General features: G+C 63.9%; 15 protein-coding genes. 6 read left to right on the forward strand and 9 right to left on the reverse strand.

What is annotated here, in order from left to right; all coding sequences use genetic code 11:
- Nucleotides 1-51: 51 nt before the first annotated feature.
- The 3 genes from AB0366_RS24085 to AB0366_RS24095 form a co-directional block, all read right to left on the reverse strand.
- A complete protein-coding gene (locus AB0366_RS24085; protein ID WP_366246228.1) occupies nt 52-936 on the reverse strand; it encodes a hypothetical protein in 885 nt (294 codons plus the stop codon).
- 71 nt (nt 937-1,007) lie between these two features.
- On the reverse strand, nt 1,008-2,363 hold the full coding sequence (locus AB0366_RS24090; RefSeq protein WP_366246229.1) for an FGGY family carbohydrate kinase: 1,356 nt from the start codon (nt 2,361-2,363) through the stop codon (nt 1,008-1,010).
- Between the two features lie 10 nt (nt 2,364-2,373).
- Complete coding sequence (locus tag AB0366_RS24095) at nt 2,374-3,378, reverse strand: LacI family DNA-binding transcriptional regulator (RefSeq protein WP_366246230.1); 1,005 nt, start codon at nt 3,376-3,378, stop codon at nt 2,374-2,376.
- A 102-nt stretch (nt 3,379-3,480) separates the two neighbouring features.
- Here AB0366_RS24095 and AB0366_RS24100 point away from each other — a divergent pair, with 102 nt between their 5' ends.
- Nucleotides 3,481-4,035 carry an AAA family ATPase gene (locus AB0366_RS24100; RefSeq protein WP_366246231.1) on the forward strand — a complete coding sequence of 185 codons (555 nt, stop codon included), beginning with the start codon at nt 3,481-3,483 and terminating at the stop codon, nt 4,033-4,035.
- On the opposite strand, the gene AB0366_RS24105 is transcribed toward AB0366_RS24100, so the two are convergent.
- Complete coding sequence (locus AB0366_RS24105) at nt 4,020-5,027, reverse strand: LacI family DNA-binding transcriptional regulator (RefSeq protein ID WP_366246232.1); 1,008 nt, start codon at nt 5,025-5,027, stop codon at nt 4,020-4,022. The genes AB0366_RS24100 and AB0366_RS24105 overlap by 16 nt on opposite strands.
- Nucleotides 5,028-5,058: 31 nt before the next feature.
- A complete protein-coding gene (locus tag AB0366_RS24110; protein ID WP_366246233.1) occupies nt 5,059-5,784 on the reverse strand; it encodes an SDR family oxidoreductase in 726 nt (241 codons plus the stop codon).
- Between the two features lie 405 nt (nt 5,785-6,189).
- Between AB0366_RS24110 and AB0366_RS24115 the strand changes: the two genes are divergently transcribed.
- The 4 genes from AB0366_RS24115 to AB0366_RS24130 all read left to right on the forward strand — a co-directional run bounded on the left by AB0366_RS24115 (nt 6,190) and on the right by AB0366_RS24130 (nt 10,673).
- Nucleotides 6,190-6,969, forward strand: coding sequence for an ATP-binding cassette domain-containing protein (locus tag AB0366_RS24115; protein WP_366246235.1), 780 nt, complete (start codon nt 6,190-6,192; stop codon nt 6,967-6,969).
- Nucleotides 6,966-8,063 (forward strand): ABC transporter permease, encoded by a 1,098-nt coding sequence (locus AB0366_RS24120; protein ID WP_366246236.1) that lies wholly within the window; start codon nt 6,966-6,968, stop codon nt 8,061-8,063. The genes AB0366_RS24115 and AB0366_RS24120 overlap by 4 nt, the downstream gene beginning before the upstream one ends.
- A 52-nt stretch (nt 8,064-8,115) precedes the next feature.
- Nucleotides 8,116-9,087: an ABC transporter substrate-binding protein gene (locus tag AB0366_RS24125; RefSeq protein ID WP_366246237.1), complete on the forward strand. Its 972-nt coding sequence runs from the start codon at nt 8,116-8,118 to the stop codon at nt 9,085-9,087.
- A 104-nt stretch (nt 9,088-9,191) separates the two neighbouring features.
- The gene (locus tag AB0366_RS24130; protein WP_366246239.1) at nt 9,192-10,673 is read left to right on the forward strand and encodes a mannitol dehydrogenase family protein; all 1,482 of its coding nucleotides are present in this window, start codon (nt 9,192-9,194) and stop codon (nt 10,671-10,673) included.
- On the opposite strand, the gene AB0366_RS24135 is transcribed toward AB0366_RS24130, so the two are convergent.
- Together AB0366_RS24135 and AB0366_RS24140 are read right to left on the reverse strand one after the other, a co-directional pair.
- Entirely contained in the window at nt 10,661-11,452 is a 792-nt protein-coding gene (locus AB0366_RS24135; RefSeq protein ID WP_366246240.1) for a thioesterase family protein, read from the reverse strand. The two genes, AB0366_RS24130 and AB0366_RS24135, sit on opposite strands and share 13 nt — an antisense overlap.
- 81 nt (nt 11,453-11,533) lie before the next feature.
- Nucleotides 11,534-12,583 (reverse strand): SDR family oxidoreductase, encoded by a 1,050-nt coding sequence (locus AB0366_RS24140; RefSeq protein WP_366246241.1) that lies wholly within the window; start codon nt 12,581-12,583, stop codon nt 11,534-11,536.
- Between the two features lie 88 nt (nt 12,584-12,671).
- Between AB0366_RS24140 and AB0366_RS24145 the strand changes: the two genes are divergently transcribed.
- Nucleotides 12,672-12,989: a helix-turn-helix transcriptional regulator gene (locus AB0366_RS24145; RefSeq protein ID WP_121873034.1), complete on the forward strand. Its 318-nt coding sequence runs from the start codon at nt 12,672-12,674 to the stop codon at nt 12,987-12,989.
- On the opposite strand, the gene AB0366_RS24150 is transcribed toward AB0366_RS24145, so the two are convergent.
- Both AB0366_RS24150 and AB0366_RS24155 read right to left on the reverse strand, forming a co-directional pair.
- Entirely contained in the window at nt 12,973-13,374 is a 402-nt protein-coding gene (locus AB0366_RS24150; protein ID WP_366246243.1) for a hypothetical protein, read from the reverse strand. The two genes, AB0366_RS24145 and AB0366_RS24150, sit on opposite strands and share 17 nt — an antisense overlap.
- The gene (locus AB0366_RS24155; RefSeq protein ID WP_366246244.1) at nt 13,371-14,873 is read right to left on the reverse strand and encodes an SAM-dependent methyltransferase; all 1,503 of its coding nucleotides are present in this window, start codon (nt 14,871-14,873) and stop codon (nt 13,371-13,373) included. The genes AB0366_RS24150 and AB0366_RS24155 overlap by 4 nt, the downstream gene beginning before the upstream one ends.
- Nucleotide 14,874 lies beyond the last annotated feature (1 nt).

The raw sequence follows: 14,874 nt of genomic DNA on the forward strand, positions 1-14,874 counted from the left end.
GCGTCGACCGAGCCCGAAACGCAGTGTCCGGGCTCGGTCGAAGGACGGTGATCAGTTGTCGACGGCCTCGTTCAGTTCACGCAGACGGGGGAGTGCGCGGTTGGTGAGCAGGTCCTCACGGGTCTCGGCGGAGACGGCCATGCTGTCCTTCCACAGCGAGCGGCCGGCCATCGCACCGCGCGCGCCGTTCGCCACCGCGATGCGCACCTGCTCGATGAACGTCTCGTGGTCGACGCCGGCCGAGAGCACGGCCCACGGAACACCCTGTGCCGCTTCGGTAACGGCAGCGCAGGCCTCGGCGGAGCCGGGGTAGGGGAGCTTGAGTACCTTGGCACCGCACTCGACCGAGATGCGGGTGGAGTCGGCGATGATCTTGCCGAAGCCTGCCTTGTAGTCCTCGTCCGATTCGCCCTCGAGCTTGTAGGTCAGGATTTCGACGATGAGCAGCAGACCCTCGGCGGAGCATGCCTTGACGAGGTCGCGGATCTCCTCGGCGACACGGGAATCGACACCCTGGCGTTCGGGGCGCATGTAGAAGAGCATCTTGGCGACATCGCCGCCCAGGTCGCGCACGACGCGCGGGGTGACGCCGTCGACGTACCGGGTGTACCGAAGTCCGTCGGTCTCCTCGAAGCCCGAGGCATCCATGCCCACGACGAGTGCAGTGCCCCGCGAGAGCACACCCTCGTCGACGATCTTCGGCAGTGCTACCTCGGGGTCGAGCAGGATCGCCGGGGCGTAATTGCCGAGGTAGCGAACCAGATCGGCCTTGGCGTTGGCGAGCTGCTCGAACGTGACCGAGCCGGGTCCGTCGGGAGCGTCCGTCATGACCGCCTTCATGCCGTTGCGCTGATCTCCGGCGACGATGAGCATGTTGCCGTCGGCGGTGGAGATGGCGGCCATTCCGCGACGTTCGAGGGTGGTGAGTTCGTTCATTGTTTTCTCCTGGTGATGTGGTGGGGTCGAACGCAAGTGGGACAACGTTGTCTCGCTGCAGAAATGTGGGCTCAGATTTCTATGAGCGTCAGTAGTCGCGCAGCGAACAGTGCTGCGCCGTAGGCGGTGTCCTGGGCGCGAGTGGAGACCGAGACATCGGGGAGCACCTGCGCGCGGGCATCTCGAACGCTGGCCATACCCGCCCAGCCGCCGGTGAGCAGCGTGGTTCGCGCGGGAGTAACCTCGGCGTCGAGGGCGGCGATGAGGCGGGCGATCTCGTCGTTGCCGTGCAACAGAATCGAACGGAACAACTCCGCCGCGTTCACCCCATCCGTGCGCACGGTGATGGACAGCACGCCGTCGTCGTTGCGGGCTCCGGCGATCTCGATCCCGCCGTCGGTGGACGGTCCGCCGGCAGGCAACGCGCACACTCGCTGATCGAGTAGGTCACGCCCGGCGCGGTCGGTGATGTCGCACAACTGCAATGCTCGTCGCATCAACAGTCCGGTCTTGACCCCGGCGACGAGTACGTGTTGGCCCGGAACCACATGACGCACCGAATTGATCAGATGATCGGCCAGACGGCTTCGCGCTGCGGGAGTCAGCGGTGCGTCGAGCACTCGCAGCAGAACCTCGGCGGTTCCCATCGACACGTGATAGCGGTCGTGGGGGATTGCCCCACCCGATACGGCGGAGACGAGGTGGTCGTGGCCGGCCACGGTCAACCGTGCCCCCACGATGGCGTCGGGAAGGGCGCGTCCGGTTGCCACTCCCAGATCCGTGCCTGCGTCGACGAGGGGCGGGATGAACTCGGGCCCGACGCCCAAGTGCGCCAACATCTCTGTCCACGGCTCGCCGGAGTCCTGATCGAGCAGGCCGGTTCGGGAACTGAGCGAGTAGTCGGCCACCGCGCGGCCGCCGAGGGACAGCACGACGAACTCGGGCAGATTGAACCATCGCAGTCCGGCCAGGTTCAGGCCGTTGTCGCGGAGGTGCGCGATCTTGACCACCGACACCTGGACGCCGACGGGAAGGCCCGTCTTGCCGGCGAACCGGTCACGGAGATCCTGGGGCAGTGCATCGACCTGCTGCTGCCCTCGAGGATCGAACCACGCGAATGCCGGCGCGCGGACAACGTTGTCTTCATCCAGAAGAAAGCCCGTCTCTCCCATTCCGGATACTGCGATCGCATCGATGCGCGACGCGGGATCGCCGGTCACCTCGGGCAGTCGACGCGCGACGGCGTCGAGCAGATTCGCGATGGTGGCGAGCAGATCCTCGGCCTGGAGGTCGGTTGTTCCGCCGCGGCCGTGCCGCCACGGTGTAGGACTCTGCTCGATGAGCATTTCGGTGCCGGCATCGTCGGTGACGAGCACTTTGACGCCGGTGCTCCCGAGGTCCAGTCCCGCAACAAGTCTGGGGTTCACGGAGTTGGTCTCATTTCTGTACGGGTAGGGGGAGTGCATGCGAGAGTCTTTCCACCAGCGTGGTGGGCGCAATCTGTTGCTCCGCTTCGAGATAGGGATCGTCGAAGCGCTGCACCAGGCGATCGAAAGCGAGTGTGCCGATGCGATAGGGGTCTTGGTCGATGCACGTCACCGATGGACTGACGGCATCCGCGAGCGAGAAGTTGCCGAACGAGACCATCGCCACGTCGGTGCGATCGATCTCGTGCAGCACCGACACCACGGCCGTCGCATGCCGCGCGTTGGCGACGAAGAAGGCGGTCGGCGGGTTACGCAGTGCCAGAAGCTTCTTGACCACGGGCCGCACCGAGTCAGCCGCGTGCGACACCGGGGGAGCAAGTGCTGCGTCCGGCTTCTGTCCGAGATTCGCGAGAACATCGAAGTAGGCCTCACGGCGCAACTGTGCGGTCTGGAGTCGATCGTCGAAGCCGAGCAACGCAATTCGGGTGTGGCCACCCTCGACCAGTTTCTCGACGGCCTGCTTGGCGGCACCGTAATCGTCGACGATGACCGAATCGAATCCCGGGATGGAACGGTCGATGGTCACCGTCGGCAATGTTCGACGCCGAGGCACGAGAAAGTCGCTGTGATCACCGACAGGCGCGAGGATGATGCCCCGCACGTGTTGACCGGCCAGCAACGCCAGCTGGTCACGTTCGCGGTGAGCGTCGAACCCGGTGCTGCCGACGATGACGGCCAGTCCGTGTTCGAGAGCCCGATCCTCGACCGCACTGACCAGCGATGCGAAGAACACGTCGTCGATGGAATCGACGACGATGCCGATGGTGTTTCCCGATCCCGATTTCAGCGAGCGCGCAGCCGAATTGGGGACGTAGTTCAGGGTCTGCACCGCGGCCTCGACGCGTTCACGCAACTCGGGCAAGACCGTGTCCACGCCGTTGACGACTCGGGAGACGGTCTTGAAGCTGACGCCTGCCAATGCGGCGACGTCTTTGATGCTTGCGCGCTCGGTCACGTGAACTCTCGATCGGAGGGATTGTGTTCGCTGTAGCAAGGGTGCGAGACAACGTTGTCCTGTATGATTCCCGCTATGCCTCATGTCTGTCAAGACGTTCCCGTGATCTATCGCGATGAACTGCCGGTTCTGGTCGTCGCGGGTGCTGCAGGAAGTGGAAAGACCACCCTGGGACGCGAGCTGGCGCGCCGCTTCCACATTTCACTGCTCGACCTCGACACTCTGACCAATCCCCTTCTCGACCAACTGGATTCGATGTGGGTCGGCCCGCACTGGAACAGTCCAGGGCCGCACTCGGAGCAGATTCGTGCCGGACGATACGCAGTGTTGCTCGCCGCAGCCCGGGATCTCGTGGAGATCGGTCAGCGGCCCGTCCTGGTAGCTCCGTTCACCCGTGAACTCACCGGCGGTGCGGAATGGGAGCATCTGATCGCGCACTTGGCTCCCGCCACACCGTCGGTCGTGCACGTGGACGGCTCGCCGGAGCTGCTGGCGCGTCGACGGGCCGACCGCGGGGCAGCGCGCGACGCACATCGGTCGACGGACACCCCGGCGGAGAAGCCGCATGTTCCTCATCTGCGGGTCGATGCCGAACTGTCGACCGAGCAGCAGGTGCAGCTGGTCGCGGACACACTCGAATGCTACGGGCAGCGGTGATCGCTTCCGGGCGTGCACGATTGGCGCTCGATCAGCTCGACCCCGAGTATGTTGCGCCGTTTGAAGCGCTTACCGGGATTCTCGATACGGCCCAGTAGTCGCTCGATGGCCAACCGGCCGAGCCGAGCAGGATTCTGGTCGATCACCGTCACCGGCGGCCGCACGGCATCCGCCAGCGGGAAGTCGCCGAATCCGACGAATGCCAGATGTAGCAATTCCATCTGCTGCAGAACGGGCACACAGGCCATGGCCACGCGTGCGTTGGAGAGAAACAGCGCAGTCGGAGGATCGTCGAGCGCGGTCAGGGCGGTCAGGGCGCTGCGTGCATCGTCGCGGCCCATGACGCCGAGCGCAACGAGAGAATCGTCGAACTCGATTCCTCCGGCCTGCAACGACTCTCGATACCCCTCGAGCCGATTCCGGCTGGTAGGAATATTGGCACTGTCGCCGATGACCGCGATGCGAGTGTGGCCGAGCCGAAGCAGATGATCGGTGGCCAACACCGCCCCGCCGTGGTCGTCGTCGACGAAGCTGTCGGCCTTGAGGCCGTCGGGTCCGCGATCGACGAAGACCGTCGGAGTCTTGTCGATCCAGCGCTCCAGATAGCCGTGATCGGCGCCCGTGGGTGCGATGATCAAGCCGCTCAACTGCCTACGCAGCAGCGACTCGACCAGCGCCTGCTCCTGATCACCGTCGTGCCCCAGGCTGGTGACCAGCACGGCCATGTCTTCCTCGCGGGCGCGCTCCTCCACCGCTCGTGCGATGGAGGAGAAGAACGGATCGTCGATATCGGGCACGGCCACACCGATCGCCGCCGCTTGACCGTTGCGAAACGACGTCGCCATCGTGTTCGGAACGTAGTTCAGTGAATTCAGCGCATCGGTGACGCGAGAGCGCGTTTCGGGGTCTACGTGCGGATCGTTGTTGTACACCCGTGAGACGGTCTTGGCGCTGACTCCAGCCAGTGCCGCGACATCCTGCATGGTGGTCATGATTTACCCCCGTCCGCTCGTCGTCCGCTCGTCATCGACTGGTGTAGCCGCCGTCCACCGGCAACGACACTCCGGTCACCATGGAAGCATCATCGCTCAACAGGAAGGCAATCGGCGCGGCAATCTCGTCCTCGGTGGCCCAGCGACCCAACGGCATCTGCGCCAGGAACGGCTCCTCGATCTCCGGACGGCCCCAGTAGAACGCGGACATCTCGGTCATCACTACGGTCGGATTGACTCCGTTGACCCGGATTCCGTGGCGACCGAGTTCGAGGGCCGAAACCCGAGTGATGTTGTCCAGAGCGGCTTTCGACGAACCGTACGAGATGTGGCCCGTCAGAGCGACGAGACTGGCCTGGCTGGAGACGTTCACGATGGCCCCCGCGCCTGCGGCGATCATCGCGGGGACGGTGTGCTTGATGACGAGCAGAGCGCCGCGCGCGTTGATGGCGATGACCTTGTCGAAGATGGAGATGTCGGTGTCCTGCGGCGTCGCGATCTCGCCGCCGAAGCCGGCGCAGTTCACCACTCCGTAGAGCTCGAGGCCCTCGACGGCGTCGCGCACACTGTCCTCGGAGGTCAGGTCGAACGCCAATGGCTGCGCGCCGGTCTCGTCGGCCAGCTTGTTCAGTCCATCCACCGACTGACCGGCCGCGACGACGTCGGCACCGTCGGCCACCAGCCGACGCACCGTTGCAGAGCCGATACCGCCGCTGGCACCTGTCACCAAGATCTTCCGGCCGTCGAACGTCGCCATGAGGTCTACCTTTGCTGTTCCGAATGGGCATGTCATCGATGTCATGTGGCCGCTGAGCGAAACTGATGTCATCGGTGTCATGGACGGTACCGCAGTACACCTCCGGCGGCTCGAAAATCGAACAGATCGAGCATTTATGCAGCTCGAAGACGGTACCGCTCGGTCCGATAGGGGTTCGACAGTGCAGCGCGATCCGTGTGCAGCATTTGTGTCATGTCACCGGTGACATGAATTTTCACGAAACACGTGACAACGGGGGTTGCGTGGGTCACACTCGTTTACACCACGAGCCCCGCAGGGAGCTCGACCTGCCTCGCAGACCACGATCATCGACCGTGCTGCACGGGCACCGGTGGGGGTGTCCATCCCGCACCCGGCGGCTTTCGATTCGACCAAGGAGTATCCATGGCCAGCGTTGCACCTGTTGCGACACCGATCCTCGAGGCGAGGGGATTGTCGAGGAGCTTCGGAAACGTGCGCGCACTCGACTTCGCCGATTTCGACATCTACCCCGGCGAGGTCGTCGCCCTCATCGGCGACAACGGTGCCGGCAAATCGACGCTGGTCAAGGCGCTCTCCGGCAGTCTCGCGGTGGACACCGGTGAGATCCTGTTCGACGGCACCGCGGTCGACCTCGACAGCCCCACCGTCGCAGCCGAACTCGGCATCGAGACGGTATTCCAGGATCTCGCTCTCGCGCCGCATCTGAACGCGCAGCAGAACATGTTCCTCGGGCGCGAACTGCCGGCGAAAGGGCTACTGGGGCACCTCGGGTTCCTCGACGTGTCCACGATGCGCAAGCAGTCCCAGGACGCCCTCGACGAGCTCGGTGCCACCGTGCGCAGCCTCACCGTTCCCGTCGGAGCCATGTCGGGTGGTCAGCAGCAGGCCATTGCGATCGCTCGCGCGGTCGCCTGGGCCAAAGGCGTTGTCTTCCTGGACGAGCCGACGGCGGCCCTCGGAGTAGTGCAGACCCGCAACGTTCTCGACACCATCCGCAGAGTCGCCGACCGCGGAGTGGCGGTGGTCTTCATCAGTCACTCGATGCCACACGTCATCGAGGTCGCCGACCGCGTCCAGGTGCTGCGGATGGGCAAACGCGTCGCCACCCTCGACGCCAAGAACACGACCATGGAAGAACTCGTCGGCGCGATGACCGGCGCAACCACCGGAGCCACGCGATGAGCAATCAGATCATCACCCCGTCCATCGAACCGCTGCCACCGAGTCACAAGCCGTCGCGGCACAGCTTCGACGTCGTCGAGACGCTCGGAAAGCTGGCCCGCGTCCAGGTATTTCAGATCGTGCTGGTGTTGGCAGCGATCTGCATCGTCTTCTCGATCATGGCTCCCGGTAGCTTCCCCGAGTGGGGCAACATCCGTCAGATCATCCAGAACGTCTCGATTCTGGCCGTTCTCGGAATCGGTATGACCTTCGTCATCGTCACCAGCGGCATCGACCTCTCTGTCGGATCCGTGCTCGTCTTCTCCGGTGTCGTCTCGGCCAAGACCATGGCCGCAATAGGCGGCGACGGGTGGGGAGTGGCCACGATCGGCATCGTGGTGTCACTGTTCTGTGGCCTGTGCTGGGGCTTGCTCAACGGGTTCCTGATCGGGAAGGCCAATGTGCCACCGCTGATCGTCACCCTCGGTACCTTGGGCGGTGCGCTCGGGCTCTCGCAGGTCATCACCGGCGGCGTCGACATCCGTGACGTACCACCGGTTCTGGTCGATACGATCGGCTACGGAAACCTGCCGGCCACCACGATTCCCCTGATCTCGAGCATTGCGCTCGTGCTCGTGGTGATCTTCGGAATCGTGCTCCATCGCACCAAGTTCGGTCTCTACACGTTCGCCGTCGGCTCGAAGGAGCAGTCCGCCCGCCGGGTCGGAATCAAGGTGGACATGCACCTGGTCAAGATCTATGCGCTCTCGGGCACCCTCGCCGGGCTGGCGGGCATCCTGTCGCTGTCTCAGTACGGAACCACCGCCATCGCAGGACAGTCCCAGACCAACCTCAATGTCATTGCTGCAGTGGTCATCGGCGGAACGAGCCTCTTCGGCGGAATCGGCACCATGTTCGGCACCGTCGTCGGCCTGTTCATTCCGGCGGTGCTGCAGAACGGCTTCGTCATCGTCGGAGTGCAGCCCTTCTGGCAGCAGGTTGCCGTCGGCGCGGTGCTGATCGCCGCGGTCTACTTCGATCAGCGTCGACGCGACGCAGCGAGCCGAGGTCAGTCGCCCAACTCGCTCAAGAAACTCTGGTCCCGAGGGACCTGACCCACTTCGTTTCGATCTCACTCTCTTTCAACCACTTACAAGAAAGTCGACCATGATCACATCACGCACCGCCGTCGTTGCACTGAGTGTCGCTTCGGTCTCCGCCCTGTTCCTGGCGGGTTGCTCGTCCGACTCCGGAAGCGGTGACGGCAGCGGCAAGATCGCCTTCATCCAGGGGGTCAGCGGCGACGAGTTCTACATCAGCATGCAGTGCGGAATCGAAGCGGCAGCCGAAGCGGCCGGCGTCACCGTCGACACGCAGGGCCCGGTTAAGTTCGATCCCACTCTGCAGAAGCCGATCGTCGATTCCGTTGTCGCATCGCGTCCCTCGGCCATTCTGATCGCGCCCACCGACGTTGCGGCGATGCAGGCCCCGCTTGCTGCTGCAGCCAACGCAGGCATCAAGGTCGTACTGGTCGACACCACCATCGAGGACCCGTCCATCGCAGTCTCGGCGATCTCATCGGACAACAAGGGCGGCGGTGCCGAAGCGTTCAACGCCATCGAGCAGCTCAATCCGTCCGGAGGCAAGGTGCTGGTGATCTCCACCGATCCCGGTGTCTCCACCGCCGATGCCCGAGTCGAGGGCTTCGAGGAGGCCGTCGGAGCCAACTCGGCATTCGACTACCTCGGAGTGCAGTACAGCCACAACGACCCGGCCGAAGCTGCTCGTCTGGTCTCGGCTGCACTGGCCAAGGACCCCGATATCGTCGGAATCTTCGCCGCGAACACCTTCGCAGCCGAGGGCACCGCGACAGGCGTCCGGCAGGCGGGCAAGCAGGATCAGGTCAAGATCGTCGGATTCGATGCCGGCCCGGCCCAGGTCAAGCAACTCCGTGAGGGAACCGTGCAGGCGCTGATCGCGCAGCAGCCCGACACCATCGGCACCGACGGCGTCGAGCAGGCCATGGCTGCGATCGACGACAAGCCGGTCACCGCAGACATCTCCACCGGATTCCACGTCATCACCGCCGAGAACATCGACGGTGACGGTGCGCAGTACGTCTACAAGTCGTCCTGCTGACCGGTAGACCCTCGAACTGCGGTGGTGCTCCTGGTGGCAGCACATGCCCGGGAGCGCCACCGCTCACCAATCCCATCCGATCCACCCGACCCGAGGAACCTGTCATGATCGAGCTTCGCCGCGCGACGTTGGAAGACCTGCCCGCGACCGTCGCGAAGCCCGACTACGACTTGGGCGAACTGCACTGCGGCGTCGTGCATTTCGGCGTCGGCGCATTTCATCGCGCACATCAGGCGGTGTACTTCGATCGGCTGCTCGCGGCCGGACATCTCGACTGGGCGCTGTGCGGAGTGGGAGTGTTGCCGGGAGACAGGAAGATCGGTGACGTCCTCGACTCGCAGGATCACCTCTACACCCTGGTCACGGTGGATCCGGACGGTCGACGCGACGCCCGGGTGATCGGTTCGGTCGCGGATTTCGTTTTCGCGCCCGAGGATCCGCAGGGCGTACTCGACGTGCTCAGCTCACCCGCGACGATGATCGTGTCCTTGACGATCACCGAAGCGGGTTACGGCGTCGACGACGTCACCGGTGCGTTCGAGCCCAGCGATCCTGCGGTACTCGACGACCTCCGGGACCTCTCGGTACCGTCGAGTGTCTTCGGCTTCTTGACCGTTGCTCTCGCCACCCGCCGCTACCACGGAATTCCGCCGTTCACGGTGATGTCGTGCGACAACATCGTCCACAACGGGTCGGTGACCCGAACGGCATTGACCTCCTTCGCCCGTCGGCACGACGCCGACCTGGCGGATTGGATCGACGCAACGGTCGCGTTTCCCAACTCGATGGTCGACCGCATCACCCCCGCTACGACGACCGCCGTGATCGACGACGTGCGCAGCGACTTCGGAATCGACGACGGCTGGCCGGTGCGGTCGGAATCTTTCTCGCAGTGGGTGGTCGAAGACACCTTCTCGTTCGGGCGACCGCCCTTCGGCGAGGTCGGAGTGCAACTCGTCGCCGATGTCGGGCCGTACGAACACATGAAACTGCGGCTGCTCAACGGATCTCACCAAGCGATGAGCTACCTCGGTATCCTCGCCGGGTACACCCACGTGCACGAAGTGATGGCCAGCCCCGACCTGTACGAGTTCGTCGCGTCGTACATGCGAGCCGAGGCTGCACCGACACTCGCCCCCGTCGACGGAATCGACATCGACACCTACATCGAGCAACTGCTGCAACGCTTTTCGAGCCTCGCCGTGCGAGACACGCTCGAACGTCAGATCGTCGACGCGTCCGCTCGCATCCCGAAGTTCGTGCTGCCGGTGATCCGCGACCGGCTCGCGCAGGACCGATCGGTCGACCACGGAGCGTTGGTGCTCGCCGCGTGGTGCGGTGTCCACGAGCGCGGGGACATTCCGATGGTCGACGCGCATGCCGAACACCTGCAGCGATTGTCGTGGGAGGACCACGACAACCCCGGCGCCTTCCTGGCGAATCCTGCTGTGTTCGGCGATCTGTCGACAAGTCCGCGGCTACGCGGGGCGTACCAACGCGCCAAGCGCTCGCTTCAGGACAGCGGTGCGCGCGGAGCAGTGCGACGGGTGCTGGAACAGTCGGTCGGAGTGGGTCAGCCCTTGTAGTAGACCACCTGGTGACTCGTGGCCAGCAACGTCCCACCTTCGGTCCACAGTTCGGCGGTCTGATCGAAATAGCCCTGATGGAACCGGCGTGCACGGGCGGTGCCGAGGACGTACCCATCGGAGTGCTTCTCGAGATCCTCCGGTGTCGCGAAGAAGTGGGTCGTCAGCGAGATGGTGCCCGCCGGCACGTACCGACCGAGGCGCTGAAAGATTCTGGGGTAGAACACATCGCTGAGCGACGTCAGCGCCGCGAAGTCCAGCGGACGAGGCGGAGTGTCGCGGATCCAGAGGGTCTCGGTCGAGTCCGGTGATTCCTGATCGTTCAGAGCGCCTGCAACGAAACGCATCTCGTAGTTCTGCGCCCAGGCGATCGCGTCGGGAAAGGTGCCTCGGGGCGTGTCGGCGGGGGAGGGGACGGCCGGTGCCACAGCCTCGGTGTTGTCCCACGTCTCGCGTCTCGTTCCGAACACCGCTGTGGCCGTGGTGGCGACGGCACCGTCCTGGATCAGCTCGAGGTACCAGTGCTGATTGCTTCGGTTGGTTCGTACGGCTCGCGCCGAGATCTCGAATTCGCCCTCGGCGACCGGACCGGCGAAGTTGACAGTCAGCGAGACCGGCGATCCGAGGCATTCCGGATGACGCTCGACTGCTCGAATGAACGTCGCGGCAGTGATGCCACCGAACGGGCCGACCATGTTGTTGTACGGCGCGGATGTGTGCCCGGCGAAGGTGCCGGCGCCGACGGTCTCGAGGGCAACTGCTGTGTCGAACGGATGCATTGTTCTCCCGTAGGTCTCGATCGGCGTTCGTGCCGATTCAAACTATCCGGCCGACTCCGGCGTCACACCGGGCGGCTCCCCTCAGGGGATGATTCGCTGGCGACGTAGCTCGGCGAAGATCCCGGCGAACATTGACTCGGTGTCGACGAATCGGTGAAATCCCATTCGACGGGCCTTGGAGCCGTCCGCTATGACGTCGTAGTCCCACGCGAACACGAAATCTCCGAACGCCCAGGATGATACGTCGGAATACGGAATCTTCTGCAACCCGTTCTCGGCGACGATCGAATCCCACAGCGTTTCCTTGTCTGCCATGACATCGGCCAACGACATCGGAAGCGGAGTTGCGGTGTCGAGGTCGAAGAGACCAGCAATGCGCGGCCACATCTCGCTCCAGCGAAACAGATCGCCGTTCGTGATGTTGAACGCCTGGTTGGCGCAGCTCGGCGTGGTGGCCGCCCATACCGTCGCCTCGGCGAGCAACGACGCATCCGTCATCTCGAGCAGCGCGCCGAAGGCACCGGGCTTGCCCGGAAACCGCATGGGGACGCCCAATTTCGCGCACATCGTGGCGTACACGGCGATGACGGTGGCCAGGTTCATCGGGTTCCCCAGCGCTACACCGCACACCACCGATGGCCGGATGGCCGACCACGTCCAGCGCTTACCGAGTTGCCGCGCCTCGAGAAACTGCTGCTGATCGACGTTGAACTCGGGCGGCATGTGGGGCGGATCGGATTCTCGCGCGGGGGTTTTGAAGGGTCCAAGGTGTGCGCCGTACACCTTGTATCCCTGCATCAGGCTCACGTGCTCGAGGTCCGGTGAACTGTCCTCGATGGCCGTGACCACGTTGACGAGCATCGCGAGATTGGGGGCGACGAGTTCGGCCCAGCTCGGTCTCTCCTGGTAGGCGGCGTAGAAGATGTGTGTGACGTCGGTCAGCTCCGCCAGTCGGCGGTGAGTCTCGTCTGCGTCGAGCAGATCCACCGCGATGTGCCGGACGCGTCCGTCGTCGGTACCGCCGCGGCGTGAGAGCCCGACGATGTCCCAATCACCTGTTCGCTGCAGGTGATCGACCAAGTTGCCGCCGATCACTCCGTTGGCTCCCACTACTACTGCTAAGCGTGACATGACCTACTCCTATCTGGATATCGCGATATTGCGATGCCGTCAGTAGACCACATATCGCGATATTGCGATATGGGAGTAGGCTTCGAGGGTGGCTGACGAACTGGACCCTGCAGAGCTCGCAGCGGTGTTCGGTGCGCTGAGCAATCCCGCGCGATTGGCGATCATGCGGTGGCTCAAGGATCCCAGCGATTTTCCGCCCCAGCTCGAGCCCGCCGAGGACGTGGGAGTGTGCCTCAAGCACATTCAGTCGAGGGCGGGCGTCTCCCAATCCACCGCCTCGCAGTACATGGCCGTGCTGCAACGAGCGCAGCTGGTGACGAGCACCAAGATCGGCCCCTGGGTGCACTACAAACGCAACGACGAGTACCTCGATCGACTGGCCGAGACGATCAAGTCCGATCTGTGAAGTCTGCAGGCGGTGGGTTCGACCGGGGCTTTCGTCTCCGGCTCGACACCAGGTTGATGAACCCGGACAGCGCGAGACTGCCGCCAGGGTAGAGAAGAAGACCGAGTGAAAAGATGACGGGTTCCGATGCGTCCTTCACCATGTGCACCGCGCCGACGCCGGTGAGAACCACTCCCGCAACGGTGGCAAGCGCGATGGTTCGCCGGCTCTGACGGGACAGCCGCGTCGAGATCAAGGCTGCGAAGCCCGCGAATACGCAGAGGAAGATCGACGCGATGAACAACGCGTCCCACTTGACGACAGTGGCCACAAAGAACATGGATCCGCCGATGAGGAGAAGGGCCAGCTCCGGAACGGGTTGTCGCTGTGAGGGGTCGACAGTCATAGTGGTAATTCCCTCGCGAGATCCACCGCGCGAATGAGCGATGCTGTCTCGAACGGTAGACCGTGCGCGGCCGCAGCATCGGCAGCACGCTCCCGTAGAGCTCCGGGGTCTGTCGCGCAGGCGATCGCGTGTAGGTCGATGCGTTGCAGCAGCTTCTTGGTCACCGGTCGTTTGCTGTCCCAGAATGCCAGCGCGGCAATGAGATCGGTGGCCTCCTGGCCGCTCAACAGCGCATGGGCGACGGCGCATGCCGCTGGGTCCTCGAACGGCAGGAGATAGGTGGCGTCGTCGAACACCGCAGGTCTTCCGTCGTAGGGGCCGACCATCCTGAACTGCGGAACCTTGTGGAATCCGGAGATCGCGATCTTGTACGGAGCGAACGTGTACGGCCCGACACCGAAGATGCAGAACCGGGCGCGACTTCGGTAGATCGACGACTTCCGGCCGTCGAGAGCTGTCGCGTTGTCGGTCAGGTACTTCCACAGCTTGGGCGCGCTGTCCGCCAACTGCGCGGTGTCGTCACCGGTGTGCGATTGCGGCACGATCATCCACCGCGACACCTCGCTGAGTTTGTCGCGGTAGACGTCGGTGCATTTGAACAGGGGAAACAGGAAGTCCTTCTCGACGTCCACCGAAGCTCCGAGTTTGGTTCGCGGGCCGTCGTTCTCGGCCAGTTCCATGACGGCAGACGCGTCGTGTTTGATACCCTGACGCCACATCAGTGGACTGATGCCATCGAACTGCTTGCTTCGTTCGTAGGCGTCGACATCCGCGACGAGTTGTCCGTCGACCACTCCGATTCTGTTGCTGGGGTGCGGTGCATCCATGCTCGGATACATCTGTGCAGTGTGGTCGGTTGAACCGGTTCCGAGTTCGACCACGAACCAACAGGCATCCACTCCGGCGTCGAACCACTTCTTGGCGTCGATGGGTCGCAGACTCGAACCGGTGATCGGAAGGCCGTGCCGAGCGCAGTGCAACAGAACGTTTCGGGCTACCTGGGTCTTGCAGATCATCGCAACGGTGGCCGGGCGATCTGCGAACTCGGCGAGTAATTTGATCCAAATGAACTCCGCGATATCGAAATTGGAGCTTCCGGTGATCGCATCTATTCCGCGCGTGTTCCTGGTGTTCGTACGAGCCGGCCTGTTGCTGGAACCCAGAACCGAGAGCTGAGAGTTGGTCACCCACGGTGGGTTGCCGACGACGAGGGTCGGGCCCGGATCCGACGTCCATGCGATGTCGCGTGCCAAGTCGAAATCGAAAATCGAGGCGGTGATCACCCTGCCGAATGCCGATGCGGCCGCGGCGTACTCGGGCTGCACTTCGATTCCGACGCGTTCTGCCTCGGGGTGGCTCTCGCCGACAACCGACATGAAGTTCCCTACGCCGCATGTGGGTTCGAGAACGCGAGTCCACTGTCGTCGTGGCAGGGTGTTCACCAACGCACGTGCCAACTCGATCGGGGTCTGGAAGTCCCCGAACTCGTTGTTGGGCATG

The sequence above is a fragment of the Rhodococcus sp. NPDC076796 genome (assembly GCF_040702765.1).
In the GTDB taxonomy this organism is placed as follows: domain Bacteria; phylum Actinomycetota; class Actinomycetes; order Mycobacteriales; family Mycobacteriaceae; genus Rhodococcoides.